Origin of the sequence: Streptomyces sp. NPDC050856, assembly GCF_040653855.1 — a bacterium.
GTDB lineage: Bacteria > Actinomycetota > Actinomycetes > Streptomycetales > Streptomycetaceae > Streptomyces.
The window spans coordinates 72,366-88,777 of record NZ_JBFAGV010000020.1 but is presented as its reverse complement, the minus strand read 5'-3'; the positions used below and the strand labels follow the sequence as shown (position 1 = coordinate 88,777).

Here is a 16,412-nt window from a genome sequence, read left to right as displayed (position 1 = left end):
CGGGGCCGGGCGGCCGCGCCGGGCTCGCCCCTCCGGCCGGGTCGGATGCGGTGGCCGGGCGGCGCCGCCGCCGCGCGCCGCGTCCCGTGGAACGCCGAAGGCGACCCGGAGGAGGCGGAGGGCCGTCCTCGGGTCGCCGTCGGTCCGGTGACGCGGGCGCACCAGGGGCACGCGCGGGGGATGTGCTCGTCGGGTCAGAGGGAGACGCCCTCGGCGCGCAGGAAGGCCATGGGGTTCACCGCGGAGCCGTAGTTCGGGGTGGTGCGGATCTCGAAGTGCAGGTGCGGCCCGGAGGAGTTGCCGGTGTTGCCGGAGCGGGCGATGAGCTGACCGGTCTTCACCGACTGGCCGATCCCGACGTTGACCTTGGACAGGTGGGCGTACTGCGAGTACGTGCCGTTGGCGTGCTTGATCACGACGGCGTTGCCGTACGCGGGGCCGTCGCCGCCGCCGTTGGGGCCGGCCTTCACGACGACGCCGCTGTGGGTGGCCTTGACGGCGGTGCCGACGGGTACGGCGAAGTCCTGGCCGGAGTGCTTGTGGGACCACATGTTGCCGCCCTGGTTGAAGGAGGCGGTCAGGTGGTAACCGGTGACCGGCTTCACCCAGGAGGCGGGGTTGTTGGCGGCCGCCTTCTTGACCGCGGCCCGCTTGGCGGCTGCCTGCTTGGCGGCGATCGCCTTCTTCGCGGCGGCCTGCTTGGCGGCCGCGGCCCGCTTGGCGGCTGCCTGCTTGGCGGCGATCGCCTTCTTCGCGGCGGCCTGCTTGGCGGCCGCGGCCTGCTTGGCGGCCGCCACCTGCTGGGCGACCTGGGCCTGCGCGTCGGCCTGGGCGGCGACGGCCGCGGCGGTGCCGGTGACGGGGGCCGCCTTGCCCTCGGCCGCGAAGGCGGCACCGGCTCCGAACACCATCGACGCTCCCATGCCGGCGGCGGCGAGGGCGACGGCGGCGTTACGGGCGGGGTGCTTGGCGCGCTGCGACATACGGGTAAGACCTCCGGGCAAGAGCGGACCCGGTGCGAGCGGCGCACCGGGCGGGTTGCTCATCCTTGGTAACCCGCACTCCCATCCCGCCCCAAACCGCCCATCTACGACATAAGACCGTAGTCAGCCGGGTGTGACGCGCGCTCTTGACGGACCACGGAACCCCGGTGCGTCCGACCGAAATGTCCTTTAAAAGCAAGGTTTGTCCCGCACAGGAGCCTCAGCACCCGGGGACGACCTGCGGTTTCACAGCGACCCCCGCCGGCGGTACGGACCCCCACCGACGACCACATCGCCGAACCGATCACCCAAAGGGCACTATTCCACCTAGTACCGCCCGATTCGCCTGTGCGGCTTGTCACGGCTCCGGGGTCCCGCAACCGACCCTCCGGGCCCGCGGCCGTCACGTGGGGCCCTCGGCGCACTCCGTCCACGACTGCCGCGCACGCCTTCTTCCCGGCCCGGCCGCCGTCCGGGATCCTGCTGTGCCATGACTGGACCGAGCAGACCCATGACCCGGGGACCCGCGGCTCGCCGTCCCCTGACCCGTATGGCCGCCGTCGCCGCCGGCCTGGCCGCCCTGGTCGGACTGGGCGCCCTGCCCGCCGGTGCGGGCCCGTCCGACACCGGCCTCAAGGGCGCCATCGACACCATCCTGGCCGACCCCCGGCTGGAGGGTGGCGCGGTCAGCGTCACCGTCGCCGACGCCGCCACCGGGGAGCCGCTCTACCAGCGCCACAGCGGTGACCGGCTCATGCCCGCCTCCAACACCAAGCTGGCCACCTCCGCCGCGGCGATGGCCCTGCTCGGGCCGGAGCACCGCTTCCGCACGGAGGTGCTGTCCGCCGGGCGGCAGCGCGGCGGCGTCCTCCACGGCGACCTCTACCTGCGCGGCGGCGGCGACCCCACCACCCTCGCCCGCGACTACCAGGCGCTGGCCGCCCGGGTCGCCGCCGCCGGCGTCAGGCGCGTCACCGGCCGGTTGGTCGCCGACGACACCCGGTTCGACACCCAGCGCCTGGGCCGCTCCTGGGCCGCGGACGACGAGTCGTCGTACTACTCGGCGCAGATCTCCCCGCTGACCCTGGCCCCGGACACCGACTACGACGCCGGCACGGTCGTCGTCGAGGCGGCCCCCGGTCCCCGGGCCGGCGCCGCGCCGCGCGTCACCCTCACACCCCGCACCGACTACGTACGGATCGACAACCGCGCCACCACCGTCCCGGCCGGCCGGCCCGGCACCCTGAGCGTCGAACGGGAGCACGGCACCAACACCATCACCGTCACCGGCGGGATCCCCCTGGGGGCCACCGCCACCAAGGAGTGGGTCAGCGTCTGGGAGCCGACCGGCTACGCCGCCGCCGTCTTCGCCGACGCCCTCGCCGCCCGAGGCGTACGCGTCGCCGGTCCCACCCGCCTCGGCGCGCCCACCCCAGCCGCCGCGAAGGTGCTCGCCGCGCACAGCTCCATGCCGCTCAAGGAGCTGATGCACCCCTTCATGAAGCTGTCCAACAACGCCCACGCCGAGGCCCTGACCAAGGCCATCGGCCACCGGGCGACCGGGCGCGGCACCTGGAGCGCGGGGCTGGCCGCGATCGAGGCCTACCTGCGCGAGGAGGGCGTACGGACCGCCACGGTCCGCCAGGCCGACGGATCCGGGCTGTCCCGGATGAACCTCTTCCCCGCCGAGCAGCTCGCCCGCCTCCTGCTCGCGGTCCAGGACGCCCCCTGGTACGCCGACTGGTACGCGTCCCTGCCCGTCGCCTGCGCCCCCGACCGGGCCGTCGGCGGGACCCTGCGCACCCGCATGTGCGGCACGCCCGCCGCGCTCAACACCCACGCCAAGACCGGCTCGCTGACCGGGGCGTCGGCCCTGTCGGGCTATGTCACGGACGCCGGCGGCCGGCGGCTGGTGTACTCCGTCGTCCTCAACAACTACCTCGCCCCCTCGGTGAAGAGCGTCGAGGACGCGATCGTGGTGACCCTGGCCCGGTCCGACACGGCCGAGGGTCTGATCACCCCGGCGGCACCGGGGCGCGCCCGCGGCGCCGAAGGGGCCACCGACCTCGAATGCTCCTGGCGCAAGCCCGCCCTGTGCTGAGAAACGGGACTGCCCCGGACCGTACGTCTCCGTACGGTCCGGGGCAGCCCGTCAGCGGTCCCGCGACCGCTTACGCGTCCTTCGAGAGGTTGGGGCCGGCGCCGCCGGCGGCCTGCTCGATCGGGGGGACGTCCGGCAGTGCGGACTTCTCCTCACCGCGGAAGGTGAACTTCTTCTCCTCACCCTCACCCTCGGTGTCGACGACCACGATGTGACCGGGGCGCAGCTCACCGAAGAGGATCTTCTCCGACAGGATGTCCTCGATCTCGCGCTGGATCGTCCGGCGCAGCGGCCGGGCGCCCATCACCGGGTCGTACCCGTGCTTGGCGAGGAGCTGCTTGGCGGAGCCGCTGAGCTCAAGGCCCATGTCGCGGTCCTTCAGGCGCTCGTCCACCTTGGCGATCATCAGGTCGACGATCTGGATGATGTCTTCCTGGCTGAGCTGGTGGAAGACCACCGTGTCGTCGACACGGTTGAGGAACTCGGGCCGGAAGTGCTGCTTGAGCTCTTCGTTGACCTTCGCCTTCATCCGGTCGTAACCGGTCTTGACGTCGCCCTGAGCCGCGAAGCCCAGGTTGAAGCCCTTCGAGATGTCCCGGGTCCCGAGGTTGGTCGTCATGATGATGACCGTGTTCTTGAAGTCCACGACCCGGCCCTGGGAGTCGGTCAGGCGACCGTCCTCCAGGATCTGGAGAAGGGAATTGAAGATATCGGGGTGGGCCTTCTCGACCTCGTCGAAGAGGACGACGGAGAACGGCTTCCGGCGCACCTTCTCGGTGAGCTGGCCGCCCTCCTCGTAACCCACGTATCCGGGCGGGGAACCGAAGAGACGGGAAACCGTGTGCTTCTCGCTGAACTCCGACATGTCGAGGGAGATCATCGCGTCCTCGTCGCCGAAGAGGAATTCGGCGAGCGTCTTGGACAGCTCGGTCTTACCGACACCGGACGGGCCGGCGAAGATGAACGAGCCACCCGGGCGCTTGGGGTCCTTCAGACCGGCGCGCGTACGGCGGATCGCCTGCGACAGGGCCTTGATGGCGTCCTTCTGCCCGATGACGCGCTTGTGGAGCTCGTCCTCCATGCGCAGCAGACGCGAGGACTCCTCCTCGGTCAGCTTGAAGACCGGGATGCCGGTGGCGGTCGCGAGGACCTCGGCGATCAGCTCGCCGTCGACCTCGGCGACGACGTCCATGTCGCCGGCCTTCCACTCCTTCTCCCGCTTGGCCTTCGCCGCCAGGAGCTGCTTCTCCTTGTCGCGGAGGGAGGCCGCCTTCTCGAAGTCCTGGGAGTCGATCGCGGACTCCTTGTCCCGGCGGACACCGGCGATCTTCTCGTCGAACTCGCGGAGGTCCGGCGGCGCGGTCATCCGGCGGATGCGCATCCGGGAACCGGCTTCGTCGATCAGGTCGATCGCCTTGTCCGGCAGGAAGCGGTCGGAGATGTACCGGTCGGCCAGGGTGGCGGCTTGGACCAGCGCCTCGTCCGTGATGGAGACCCGGTGGTGGGCCTCGTAGCGGTCCCGCAGGCCCTTGAGGATCTCGATCGTGTGCGGCAGCGACGGCTCCGCGACCTGGATGGGCTGGAAGCGGCGCTCCAGCGCGGCGTCCTTCTCCAGGTACTTGCGGTACTCGTCCAGCGTGGTGGCACCGATGGTCTGGAGCTCACCGCGGGCGAGCATCGGCTTCAGGATGGAGGCCGCGTCGATCGCGCCCTCGGCGGCGCCCGCACCCACCAGGGTGTGGAGCTCGTCGATGAACAGGATGATGTCGCCGCGGGTGCGGATCTCCTTGAGCACCTTCTTCAGGCGCTCCTCGAAGTCACCGCGGTACCGGGAGCCGGCGACCAGCGCGCCCAGGTCGAGGGTGTAGAGGTGCTTGTCCTTGAGGGTCTCGGGCACCTCGCCCTTGACGATGGCCTGCGCCAGGCCCTCGACGACCGCCGTCTTGCCGACGCCGGGCTCGCCGATGAGGACCGGGTTGTTCTTCGTACGGCGGGACAGCACCTGCATGACCCGCTCGATCTCCTTCTCGCGCCCGATGACCGGGTCGAGCTTGGACTCACGAGCGGCCTGGGTGAGGTTCCGGCCGAACTGGTCGAGGACCAGGGACGTCGAGGGGGTGCCCTCGGCAGGACCGCCGGCCGTGGCGGCTTCCTTGCCCTGGTAGCCGGAGAGCAGCTGGATGACCTGCTGCCGCACCCGGTTGAGATCGGCGCCCAGCTTCACGAGGACCTGGGCGGCGACGCCCTCGCCCTCGCGGATCAGGCCGAGCAGGATGTGCTCGGTGCCGATGTAGTTGTGGCCGAGCTGGAGGGCCTCGCGGAGCGACAGCTCCAGGACCTTCTTGGCACGGGGCGTGAAGGGGATGTGGCCGGACGGGGCCTGCTGGCCCTGGCCGATGATCTCCTCCACCTGCTGGCGGACCGCCTCGAGCGAAATCCCGAGGCTCTCCAGGGCCTTAGCGGCGACACCCTCACCCTCGTGGATCAGGCCCAGGAGGATGTGCTCGGTGCCGATGTAGTTGTGGTTGAGCATCCGGGCTTCTTCCTGAGCCAGGACGACAACCCGCCGCGCGCGGTCGGTGAACCTCTCGAACATCGTTAATCGCTCCTCAGAGCGGTCAGGCAGTAAGGGGTCGGTCCCCTCCCTGTCCTTCCGCAGCTTAGTCCCGCAAGCGGGGACCGCTCATTCCAACTGCCGACACCCGTGGATGGCCTCCTGACCCGAACGCCGACAAATGCTCCAACCCGATGGTGCGAGACGATGTTCCCGCAGGCCAGGCACTTACCCTCAACGGCAGTACGCCGATGGCGAACGTGAGACGTCCGCAGCCGTGAAATCGCCCCTCCCACTAGGGATGTCCTACCCGTAACGACCGACACTCCATGCGGCGCACCCCGGTTCCCTCAGCTACGGGCGAACACCCTTGCGCTTCGCCGCGCGCCCGCACGCCCCCTCTTCGGGCACTCGGCGCAGTCGGTCGGCGACCGTTCGTAACCTCGGGGCCGCCCGGGCCGTTCCCGGGGTATGGCCTTCACCGTCCCGCTCCCCCGCCTGCCGCTCGACGGCGGCAGTGCGCGGTGGTACGAGCATGAGCTGGGCTGGGCCACGGCCGACGGGCCGCCGGTCCAGTTGCTGACCGGGCTGCGCTTCGACGTGCTGGAGCTGCCGGCCGCCGCCGGGACCGCCGCGCTGCGGCGGCTGGGCGGGGAGTGGCCGGTCGCCCTGGAGGGCCACCGGATGCGCATGCTGGTGGCCGCCGGCAGCGCGGACGAGCTGCCGGGGCTGCTCGACTGGCTGGAGTGGGGTGGTGTCGCCCTCGACCTGACGGCGCTGGGCACCGGTGGCCGGACGACCGCTCCCGTTCCCCCGGGGCGGAGCGGACCCGGCGTGCCCGGCACCGCCGTGTGGCTGCGCCCTCCCCGGCCCGGGCGCGAGGTCGAGCCGACGCTTCCGGCCCTGCTGGCCACCGGGGGCAGCGGTGCCGGTGCCCCCGGCCTGGTGCGGCTGGTGGACACGGCGGCATCGGAATGCCACCGGGTCCGGCTGCTGGGTGCGGCCGGCGCGGCCACACCACTCAGCGGTTGGCGTCCTCGTAGGCCTGCTTGATGTCGGCCGGCACCCGACCGCGGTCGTTCACGTTGTAACCGTTCTCCTTGGCCCACGCGCGGATCTTCGCGGTGTCCGGGCTGCCGCCGGAGGTCGCGCGGGCCTTGCCGCGGCTGGTGGAGGTACGGCCACCGGTGCGCCGGCCGCTCTTGGTGTAGGGCTCGAGCAGGCCGCGGAGCTTGTCCGCGTTGGCGGTGGTGAGGTCGATCTCGTACGTCTTGCCGTCCAGAGCGAACGTCACCGTCTCGTCCGCCTCGCCACCGTCGAGGTCGTCGACAAGAAGGACCTGAACCTTCTGTGCCACCGGATTTCCTTTCATCGAAAATGCAGTACGCGGAAAGGAAACCGCTTTTCTCTGGAAAACACAAACCCTTGGGAGAGGTTCAGATCCTCGAGAACGCGGGAAACGTACGCGATTCGGACATAGGGATCCGACGGAGGATCGCGTTCGGCATCCGGCGGGGCATCTTGGGCATCCTCTTGGGGATGCCGTCGGCTTGTCCGCTCACAGGTGCAGAAGCATCCGGCTGTTGCCCAAGGTGTTCGGCTTCACTCGTTCGAGACCGAGGAACTCGGCGACACCCTCGTCATAGGAACGCAGGAGCTCGCTGTAGACATCTCCGTCGATCGGCGTCTCACCGATCTCGACGAAGCCGTGCTTCGCGAAGAAGTCGACTTCGAAGGTCAGGCAGAATACCCGCCGCACCCCGAGCCAGCGTGCGGTCTCCAGCAACTTGTCCAGCACGTGGTGGCCGACGCCGGCGCCCTTCATCGCGGGGTCGACCGCGAGAGTGCGCACTTCGGCGAGGTCTTCCCACATCACATGGAGTGCGCCGCAGCCGACCACGGCCGCGTCCTCGGCGCGTTCCGCCACCCAGAACTCCTGGATGTCCTCGTAAAGCGTGACGGTCGCTTTGTCGAGCAGGATGCCTCTCGAGACGTACGGATCCACGAGCCTGCGGACGGCGGCCACATCACTGGTCCGGGCCCGCCGTACGGTCACGGCTTTTGCGGCGGCATTGGTGGAGGACATGCCTGGACGCTATCGCCCCGCGTCGGCTCCGCCACCGGCACCCCGGGCACGTTCCGCGCCGCCTTCCGGAAGCACTTCGGGGGCCTGCGCCGGAACCTCTTCGGGGGTGTCCCGTTGTACGACGCGGATGGCGTCCTGGAGCGCCTCGCGCTGCTCCTGCGACATCATGCCGAAGAAGGCCACAAGGGCGGCGGCGGGGTTGTCGCTCTTCGACCAGGCCTCGTTCATCAGTGCGGCCGAGTAGGCGGCACGGGTGGAGACCGCGGTATAGCGATAGGCGCGGCCGGAGACTTCCCTGCGCACCCAGCCCTTCTGATGGAGATTGTCCATTACCGTCATGACGGTCGTGTAGGCGATGGAGCGTTCCCGCTGAAGGTCTTCGAGGACTTCACGGACCGTGACCGGGCGGTTCCATTGCCAGACGCGCGTCATGACGGCGTCTTCGAGCTCTCCCAATTGACGGGGCACATTGCCACCATAGTGGGAGATGTCAGGAGTACCGGCTATTTACCAACAAAAAGGACGTACGACGCGCGAGTCGTCGTACGTCCTCGGTGCCGCCCCCCGGCAGCGGGCCTCAGGCCCGGCCGGGGGTGGCGGAGCGGTCCGCCGGGCGGGCCGCCTCGGCGAGCGCGGCGTCCACGGCCGCGTCCTCCTTGGCCTTGTTCGGCCCGCCCTGGCTCTTGACGATCGTCACCACGAGGCCGATGAAGAAGGCGGCCATCACCACGGGGGGCAGGAGCGCGGATACGTATTCCATGGCTCCAGAGTAGCTAGCCGGCCGCCCGCTCGTCGGGCGGGGGCACGGCGGGGCGGCGGCGGGGTGGGAAGACCTCGGAGGGCTTGGGCACCGGGCGCTCGGCCGGGGGCGGGCCCGCAGGCGTGGGCGCCGGCCGGGGCCTCGGCCTGGGCTCGTCGGCCCGGTCGCCCTCGCCGCCCCGGCCACCGGGCAGGGCGAGCAGCCGGGTGCGCGGGGCCGGCGGGAACGAGGCCGCCACGGGGCGGCGGCCGGCCAGGCGGGCCCGGACGGAGCGCTCCGCGAGGACCCGGCAGCGCTCCAGGAGGGCGGCGGCGACGGGCCGGGCCCGCAGCGCGCGCAGCGCGGCCAGGTCCTCCGGGCGCGGGTCGTAGCCGCCGGCCAGGGCGTCCTGGAGCAGTTCCAGGTAGCCCGGGGCGGATCCGGGCAGCGCGTCGCGGTAGCGGGCGAGGTCGGCGAGGAGGAACGCCCGGAGGCGACCGGCCTCGCGCACCGCCTCGTCCACCGAGTCGGCCAGGCGCAGGCAGTCGCGGATGTCCTCGTCTTCGAGCGGGGTCGGGTGGAGGGCATGGCCAAGGGCGCGTCGGAGCACACGCAGCTCGTCCGCTCCGAACGCCAGGCCGCCGCGGGATCCGTAGGGCGTGGGCATGGGCCGACAATACGCGCTAATCGGACAAATTTCGTTCACCGGGTGCCGTCCGGGCGCGTTGCCCGGCGGTGGTCCGGCCCCGGGGCGCGACGGCTCCCGGGAGCACCGGACGGCACCCGGCGGCTACATGCGCGAGACGTTGCGCTCGTACACCAGGCGCAGGCCGATCAGGGTCAGCCAGGGCTCGTGCTCGTCGATCACCGACGCCTCGCCCAGCACCATGGGGGCCAGGCCGCCGGTGGCGATGACCGTCACATCGGCGGGGTCGCCGCCCGGGCCGACCAGTTCGTGCCTCATCCGCCGCACGACACCGTCGACCTGGCCCGCGAACCCGTACACGATGCCCGCCTGCATGGCCTCCACCGTGTTCTTGCCGATCACACTGCGCGGCCGGGCCAGCTCGATCTTGCGGAGCTGGGCGCCGCGCACCCCCAGTGCCTCCACCGAGATCTCGATGCCCGGTGCGATGACCCCGCCCGCGTACTCGCCGCGCGCGCTGACCGCGTCGAAGGTCGTCGCCGTGCCGAAGTCCACGACGATCGCCGGGCCGCCGTAGAGCTCGACCGCCGCCACCGCGTTGATGATGCGGTCGGCGCCGACCTCCTTGGGGTTGTCCATCAGGATGGGCACGCCGGTCTTGATGCCCGGTTCGACCAGGACGGCGGGGACGTCGCCGTAGTAGCGGCGGGTCACCTCGCGCAGCTCGTGCAGGACCGAGGGGACGGTCGAGCAGATCGCGATCCCCTCGATGCCGTCGCCCAGGTCGTCACCGAGCAGCGGGTGCATGCCCATCAGGCCCTGGAGGAGCACGGCGAGCTCGTCGGCGGTGCGGCGGGGATCGGTCGAGATCCGCCAGTGCTCGACGATGTCCTCGCCGTCGAACAGGCCGAGGACCGTGTGGGTGTTGCCGACGTCGATGGTGAGCAGCATGGTCAGCCGGCCTCGCGCAGGTCCAGGCCGATGTCCAGGATCGGCGAGGAGTGGGTGAGGGCGCCCACCGCGAGGTAGTCGACGCCGGTGGCGGCGTACGCGGCGGCGTTCTCCAGGGTCAGCCGGCCCGACGACTCCAGGGCCGCGCGCCCGGCGGTGAGCGTGACGGCCTCGGCGGTCTCGGCCGGGGTGAAGTTGTCCAGCAGGATCAGGTCGGCGCCCGCGTCCAGCACCTCGCGGACCTGGTGCAGGGTGTCCACCTCCACCTCGATCGGCAGCTCGGGGAAGGCCTCCCGTACCGCCTGGAACGCCTGCGCCACGCCACCCGCGGCGACCACGTGGTTGTCCTTGACCAGGGCGGCGTCGGACAGGGACATCCGGTGGTTGACGCCGCCGCCGCAGCGCACCGCGTACTTCTCCAGGGCCCGCAGGCCCGGCGTGGTCTTGCGGGTGTCGCGGACCTCGGCCTTGTAGCCCTCCAGCGCGTCCGCCCAGGCACGCGTGGCGGTGGCGATGCCGGAGAGCCGGCACATGATGTTCAGGGCGCTGCGCTCGGCGGTGAGCAGGTCGCGGGTGCGGGTGGTGACCGACAGCAGCTTCTGCCCCGCGGCGACCCGGTCGCCGTCCTCGGCGTGCCGCTCGACCTGGAACTCCTCGGTGCACACGATGGAGAGCACCGCCTCGGCGATGTGCAGGCCGGCCACCACGCCCGCCTCGCGCGCGGTGAAGTCTCCGGTGGCGACGGCGTCGGCCGGGACGGTGGCGGCGGTGGTGACGTCCACGCCGCCGTCCAGGTCCTCCTCGATGGCGCGGTAGGCCACGTCCTCGACGAGGACCGGGTCCAGGCCCGCGTTGACCAGGAGCGCGGCGAGCGCGGGGTCGAGCCCGCACTCGTACAGCTCCTCGCCTTCGCCGGCCCCGCATCCGCAGGCGTCACCGCAGCCGCCCGCCGGGTCGGACGGGGCGCCGATGCTGATCAGGGGTACGTCCACGGGCTGCGGACGTTCTTCGGGCGTGCTCACGGTTACGGCTCCCTGGGGGCGTCGGCGGTGGTCGGGGGGAAGTCTTGGGTGTCGGTGGGGCGCACGTCCAGGGCCCGACCGGGGCCGAGGCGCACCACCAGGTGGCGGCGCCAGGCGGCGTCGTCGCGGTCGGGGTGGTCCTCGCGCCAGTGGCAGCCGCGGGTCTCCTCGCGGCGGCGGGCGGCGGCGACCAGGACACGGGCGACGCACAGCAGGTTGGTGGTCTCCCACGACTCGACGCCGGGCTCGGCGGCCTTGCTGCCGTCGTTCAGCGCCTCGGCGTGCACCTCCTCCAGCCGCCCGGCGGCCTCCGCCAGACTGGCGGCGGAGCGCAGCACCCCGGCTCCGGTGGTCATGACGTGCTGGATGCGGGCGCGGGCGGCCGGGTCCATCAGCGGCAGGTCGCTGGGGGCGGGGTGCGGTACGGGGGCGCCGGCCCGCGCGGCGGAGGCCGCGATGTCGTCGGCGATGCGCTCGGCGAAGACCAGGCCCTCCAGGAGGGAGTTGGACGCCAGCCGGTTGGCGCCGTGCACGCCCGTGCAGGCGACCTCCCCGCAGGCGTACAGGCCCGGGACGGTGGTCCGGCCGTGCAGGTCGGTGCGGACGCCGCCGGAGGCGTAGTGCGCCGCGGGGGCGACCGGGATCGGCTCGGTCACCGGGTCGATGCCGTGCGCGCGGCAGGCGGCCAGGATCGTCGGGAAGCGGGCCGCCCACATCTCGGCGCCGAAGTGCCGGGCGTCCAGGTACATGTGCCGGGCGCCCTGCTCCCGCATCCGGCGCATGATGCCCTTGGCGACGATGTCGCGGGGGGCGAGCTCGGCCAGCTCGTGCTGCCCGACCATGAAACGGGTGCCGGCGGCGTCGACCAGGTGGGCGCCCTCGCCGCGTACCGCCTCGGAGACCAGCGGCTGCTGGCCCTCCGCGTCGGGGCCCAGGAAGAGCACCGTCGGGTGGAACTGGACGAACTCCAGGTCGCTGACCTCGGCGCCGGCCCGCAGCGCCAGGGCGACCCCGTCACCGGTGGAGACCGCCGGGTTGGTGGTGGCGGAGAAGACCTGGCCCATGCCGCCGGTGGCCAGGACCACCGCCGGGGCGTGCACCGCGCCGACGCCGTCGTGCTGGCCCTCGCCCATCACATGCAGGGTGACGCCCGCGGTACGGCCGTCGGCGTCCGTGAGGAGGTCCAGCACCAGGGCGTTCTCGATGGTGCGCACCGCGCGCCCACGGACCGCGTCGACCAGCGCCCGGGAGATCTCGGCGCCCGTGGCGTCGCCGCCGGCGTGCGCGATCCGGCGGCGGTGGTGGCCGCCCTCGCGGGTGAGCTCGATGGTGCCGGCGTCGTCGGTGTCGAACCGGGCGCCGGTCTCGATCAGGCGGCGTACCGCGTCGGGGCCCTCGGTGACCAGGGTGCGCACCGCCTCCTCGTCGCACAGGCCGGCGCCCGCGACGAGCGTGTCGTCCTCGTGCTGCTCCGGTGTGTCGCCGTCGCCGAGCGCGGCGGCGATACCGCCCTGGGCCCAGCGGGTCGAGCCGTCGTCCAGCCTGGCCTTGGTGACGACGACCGTGCGCAGCCCGGCGGCGGTGCAGCGCAGGGCGGCGGTCAGGCCCGCGACCCCCGAACCCACCACGACCACGTCGGCGTCGATGGCCCAGCCGGGGGCGGGCGCCTGGAGTCGTATGCCGGTCATGCGGGGGCTCCGAAGGTGAGAGGGAGGTTGTCGATCAGGCGGGTCGTGCCGACCTTGGCGGCGACGGCCAGGACCGCCTCGCCGGTGTGGTCGTCGGGGACCTCGGTGAAGTCGGCCGGGTCGACCAGGGCCAGGTAGTCCAGCACGAGCGGCGGACGGGCATTCGCCGCCTCGTCGAGTACCGCGCGGGCGGCGGCGCGAACCGCGTCCGCGCCGCCCGGCCCCGGGCGGGCGGCGGCCCGGGCGACGGCGTGCGCGTCGGCCGCCGCGCGGGCCTCGCCCAGCTTGGACAGGGCCTCGGCGCGGCTCTCGGAGGCGGGCAGCGTACGGGCACGCGCGCGCAGCGCCTGCTGGGCGGCGAGCCGGTCCCGGGCGGCGAACAGCGCGGCGGACAGCGCCAGGGCGGTACGGCGCTCGGGCGGCGACAGGTAGCGGTTGCGGCTGGAGAGCGCCAGCCCGTCGGGCTCCCGCACGGTCGGTACGCCGACGATCTCGGCCGGGAAGTTCAGGTCGCGGGCCATCCGGCGGATCAGGGCGAGCTGCTGGGCGTCCTTCTGCCCGAAGAACGCCAGGTCCGGGCCGGTCAGGTGGAGCAGCTTGGCGACCACGGTGAGCATGCCGTCGAAGTGGCCGGGGCGGGACGCCCCTTCCAGGCGCTCCCCCATGGGGCCCGCGCTGATCCGGACCTGCGGCTCGCCGCCCGGGTACACCTCGTCGACGGACGGGGCGAACACCGCGTCGGCGCCCGCCCGCCGGGCGGTCGTCAGGTCGGCCTCCAGGGTGCGCGGGTAGCGGTCGAGGTCCTCGCCCGCACCGAACTGGAGGGGGTTGACGAAGACGGTGACCACGACGAAGCCGTCCCGGCCCACCTGCTCGCGGGCGGTGCGGACCAGGGTGGCGTGCCCGTCGTGGAGGGCGCCCATGGTCATGACGACGGCGGTGCGGCCGGGGGCTCGGCCGAGCGCCCGGCGCAGCTCCTGGCGGGTGTGGACCAGGGCGAAGTCGCGGCTCATCGGCTGCTGTCTCCTTCCGGGCCCGGCCCGCCGGGTGCGTCGGGCGGTCCGGGGGTGCCGTCCGGCGGTCCGGGGGTGCTGTCCGGCGGTGCGGGGGTGCCGTCCGGCGGTGCGGGCGTGCCGGGCCCGCCCGGCTCCCTGGGGCCGCTCTGCGCGCCCTCCGCGAGGACGCCGAGCAGCTCCTCGGCCAGCTCCGGCTTGAGCAGGCCGTGCGCGAGGGCCCGGTCGGCGGTCGTCCGGGCCATGGCCAGGTACCCGGCGACGGTGCCCGGGGAGTGCTTGCGCAGCTCGGCGACGTGCGCGGCGACCGTGCCGGCGTCCCCGCGCGCCACCGGGCCGGTGAGGGCGGCGTCACCCGAGCGGAGCGCGTTGTCCAGGGCGGCCCCGAGCAGCGGGCCGAGCATCCGGTCGGGGGCGGCCACGCCCGCCGCGCGCAGCAGCTCCATCGACTGGGCCACCAGGGTGACCAGGTGGTTCGCGCCGAGGGCCAGGGCCGCGTGGTAGAGCGGGCGGGCCTCCTCCTCGATCCACTCGGGCTCGCCGCCCATCTCGATGACCAGCGCCTCGGCGGCCAGCCGCAGCTCGTCGGGCGCGGTGACCCCGAAGGAGCAGCCGGCCAGCCGCTGGACGTCCACGGCGGTGCCGGTGAACGTCATGGCGGGGTGCAGGGCGAGCGGGAGCGCGCCGGCGCGGCGGGCCGGGTCGAGCACCTGCGTGCCGTACCGGCCGGAGGTGTGGACCAGGAGCTGGCCGGGGCGTACCGCTCCGGTCCCGGCCAGGCCCTGGACCAGGCCGGGCAGGGCGTCGTCGGGGACGGTCAGCAGGACCAGCTCGGCCCGTTCGAGGACCTGGGCGGGCGCGACCAGCGGTACGTCGGGGAGCAGCTCGGCGGCCCGGCGGCGGGACGCGTCGGACACACCCGACACGGCGACCGGGCGGTGCCCGGCCAGTGCCAGGGCCGCGGCCAGGGCGGGACCCACCCGGCCGGCGCCGACGACGCCGACGGTGAGCCGGGCGGGGCGGGGTTCTGATGCGTTCACGCGACGACGGCCTTCCCGTTCCAGTCCGCGGGGGGTACCGGACGATTTCCCGTCATGCTACGCCAGCGTTTCGGGAGGTTTCCCGACCGTCCGCCACCCCCCGCGACGCTCCGCGACCGGCCCCGGCCGCGGTCAGCGGCGGGCGGTGCCCAGCAGGCCGTGCGACCACAGCCGCCGGAGCCGTCCGTGGCGCGCAGGCCGGCCGGCGAGCACCGCGGTGAAGCGGCGGCGCTCGCGGGCCGCCCGCAGCACCGCCCAGTCGTCGCGCCCGGGCGGCGGCGGGGCCGGCTCACCGTGCTGGGCCGCGCGGTAGGTGTCGATCATGTGCTGCTGCATCGCGTTCATGACCTCAGGCTCCGTCAGGGGGGCCGGTGGGCGGACGCCGATTGACGAGGGGCGTCAATCGGCGCGAGACCCGCCCCGCCAGCCCCCACCATGGGACCCGTGAGCGTGACCATTGACATCACCGGCCTGCCGCCCGAGCGCGTCGTCTTCGACATCTCGCCCCTCGCCGAACTGGGAGTGGCGCTGCACGCGCTGACCGAGCCGGCGCACCACCCGGGGCTGCACGGCTGGGCGACGGCGACCGCCGCCGGGCTCAAGCCGGACCTCGCCGACCGGCTGCACGAGGCGAACTTCCTGTGGACGACGACCTTCTCGGACGTGTTCCTGCCGTACGCCGGTATCCGCGGCGGCGACGGCCGCACCGGTGCCACCCTCGCCGACGAGCTCGACATGATGGACCGGCTGGACGACGAGCGGTTCCTGGCCGCCGCCCTGGAGTTCACCTGTTCGGCGTCGTACGCGAACGGCGGCCCGGTCCGCCCCGGGCGGGCACTGGAACTGGCCGCCAACCGCGGCCCCCAGCAGCTCGACTTCACCCGCCGCCTGCTGGACGACCCCTCCGGCGTACGGGCCTGGCTGCGCCGGCTCCTGGAGGACTGCGACACGGCGTTCTTCGCCGACACCTGGCGCCGGGTCCGGCCCCGGCTCGCCGCCGACGCCCGGCACAAGGCGGAGGTACTGCGCCACAAGGGCCTGGCCGAGATGCTGCGCGCCGTCTCGCCCGCGGTGACGCTCACCGAGGAGGGCGGTACCCGGCGCATCGAGGTGGACAAGCTGGCGGACGGCCGGACCACCGCGGTCGACCCGGCCGTGGGCCCCGGGGTGTCCTTCGTGCCGTCCAGCTTCGGCTGGCCGCACCTGATGGTGCTGCACGCCCCGGGCTGGCGCCCGGTCGTGCACTACCCGGTAGGCGCCCCGGAGCTGCCCGGCCCGGCCTCGGTCGAGCTGCTGCACCTGCGCATGGAGGCGCTGGCGCACCCGATGCGCATGCGGCTGTGCCGGCAACTGGCGCGGGCCGCGTACACGACGGGCGAGCTGGCCGACACCTACGGCATCACCTCGCCGGAGGTCTCCCGGCACCTGTCGGTGCTGAAGAAGGCCGAGCTGGTCACCACCCGGCGCCGCGGCCGGTACGTACTGCACCAGCTCGACGTGGCCGCGGTCGCCCGGATCGGCAGCGACTTCCTGGAGACGGTGCTGCGCTAGGTCCTGGCCGGCCGGCGTCCCGGCGGGCTCCCGCTCGG

The 16,412-nt window shown here is 73.1% G+C and carries 16 protein-coding genes; 3 read left to right on the top strand and 13 right to left on the bottom strand.

What is annotated here, in order from left to right:
* Positions 1–194: 194 nt before the first annotated feature.
* A complete protein-coding gene (locus AB0H53_RS19290) occupies positions 195–983 on the bottom strand; it encodes a M23 family metallopeptidase (RefSeq protein WP_362114339.1) in 789 nt (262 codons plus the stop codon).
* Between the two features lie 550 nt (positions 984–1,533).
* Here AB0H53_RS19290 and dacB point away from each other — a divergent pair.
* A complete protein-coding gene (dacB, locus tag AB0H53_RS19285) occupies positions 1,534–3,084 on the top strand; it encodes a D-alanyl-D-alanine carboxypeptidase/D-alanyl-D-alanine-endopeptidase (RefSeq protein ID WP_362114336.1) in 1,551 nt (516 codons plus the stop codon).
* A gap of 70 nt (positions 3,085–3,154) precedes the next feature.
* Here dacB and AB0H53_RS19280 read toward each other — a convergent pair whose 3' ends face one another.
* Positions 3,155–5,680 (bottom strand): ATP-dependent Clp protease ATP-binding subunit, encoded by a 2,526-nt coding sequence (locus AB0H53_RS19280; RefSeq protein ID WP_362114333.1) that lies wholly within the window; start codon positions 5,678–5,680, stop codon positions 3,155–3,157.
* Between the two features lie 429 nt (positions 5,681–6,109).
* On the opposite strand from AB0H53_RS19280, the gene AB0H53_RS19275 reads away from it, so the two are divergent.
* A complete protein-coding gene (locus AB0H53_RS19275; RefSeq protein ID WP_362114330.1) occupies positions 6,110–6,691 on the top strand; it encodes an SCO3374 family protein in 582 nt (193 codons plus the stop codon).
* Here AB0H53_RS19275 and AB0H53_RS19270 read toward each other — a convergent pair.
* The 11 genes from AB0H53_RS19270 to AB0H53_RS19220 form a co-directional block, all read right to left on the bottom strand.
* The gene (locus AB0H53_RS19270; protein ID WP_362114327.1) at positions 6,660–6,995 is read right to left on the bottom strand and encodes an Lsr2 family protein; all 336 of its coding nucleotides are present in this window, start codon (positions 6,993–6,995) and stop codon (positions 6,660–6,662) included. The genes AB0H53_RS19275 and AB0H53_RS19270 overlap by 32 nt on opposite strands.
* A gap of 201 nt (positions 6,996–7,196) precedes the next feature.
* Complete coding sequence (locus AB0H53_RS19265; protein ID WP_362114324.1) at positions 7,197–7,724, bottom strand: amino-acid N-acetyltransferase; 528 nt, start codon at positions 7,722–7,724, stop codon at positions 7,197–7,199.
* A 9-nt stretch (positions 7,725–7,733) separates the two neighbouring features.
* A complete protein-coding gene (locus AB0H53_RS19260) occupies positions 7,734–8,192 on the bottom strand; it encodes a BlaI/MecI/CopY family transcriptional regulator (protein ID WP_362114321.1) in 459 nt (152 codons plus the stop codon).
* 109 nt (positions 8,193–8,301) lie between these two features.
* Entirely contained in the window at positions 8,302–8,484 is a 183-nt protein-coding gene (locus AB0H53_RS19255) for a hypothetical protein (RefSeq protein WP_362114318.1), read from the bottom strand.
* Positions 8,485–8,497: 13 nt separating this feature from the next.
* The gene (locus AB0H53_RS19250) at positions 8,498–9,100 is read right to left on the bottom strand and encodes a hypothetical protein (protein ID WP_362114417.1); all 603 of its coding nucleotides are present in this window, start codon (positions 9,098–9,100) and stop codon (positions 8,498–8,500) included.
* 153 nt (positions 9,101–9,253) lie between these two features.
* Complete coding sequence (locus AB0H53_RS19245) at positions 9,254–10,060, bottom strand: type III pantothenate kinase (protein ID WP_362114315.1); 807 nt, start codon at positions 10,058–10,060, stop codon at positions 9,254–9,256.
* Positions 10,061–10,062: 2 nt separating this feature from the next.
* Positions 10,063–11,082, bottom strand: a complete 1,020-nt coding sequence (gene nadC, locus AB0H53_RS19240; protein WP_362114312.1) for a carboxylating nicotinate-nucleotide diphosphorylase — start codon at positions 11,080–11,082, stop codon at positions 10,063–10,065.
* 2 nt (positions 11,083–11,084) lie between these two features.
* Positions 11,085–12,770 (bottom strand): L-aspartate oxidase, encoded by a 1,686-nt coding sequence (locus AB0H53_RS19235; RefSeq protein ID WP_362114309.1) that lies wholly within the window; start codon positions 12,768–12,770, stop codon positions 11,085–11,087.
* Positions 12,767–13,783, bottom strand: a complete 1,017-nt coding sequence (panC, locus tag AB0H53_RS19230) for a pantoate--beta-alanine ligase (RefSeq protein WP_362114306.1) — start codon at positions 13,781–13,783, stop codon at positions 12,767–12,769. The genes AB0H53_RS19235 and panC overlap by 4 nt, the downstream gene beginning before the upstream one ends.
* A complete protein-coding gene (locus tag AB0H53_RS19225; RefSeq protein ID WP_362114303.1) occupies positions 13,780–14,823 on the bottom strand; it encodes a DUF2520 domain-containing protein in 1,044 nt (347 codons plus the stop codon). The genes panC and AB0H53_RS19225 overlap by 4 nt, the downstream gene beginning before the upstream one ends.
* A 132-nt stretch (positions 14,824–14,955) precedes the next feature.
* A complete protein-coding gene (locus tag AB0H53_RS19220) occupies positions 14,956–15,168 on the bottom strand; it encodes a hypothetical protein (protein ID WP_362114300.1) in 213 nt (70 codons plus the stop codon).
* Between the two features lie 105 nt (positions 15,169–15,273).
* Between AB0H53_RS19220 and AB0H53_RS19215 the strand changes: the two genes are divergently transcribed.
* A complete protein-coding gene (locus AB0H53_RS19215) occupies positions 15,274–16,374 on the top strand; it encodes a DUF5937 family protein (RefSeq protein ID WP_362114414.1) in 1,101 nt (366 codons plus the stop codon).
* Positions 16,375–16,412: the final 38 nt, after the last annotated feature.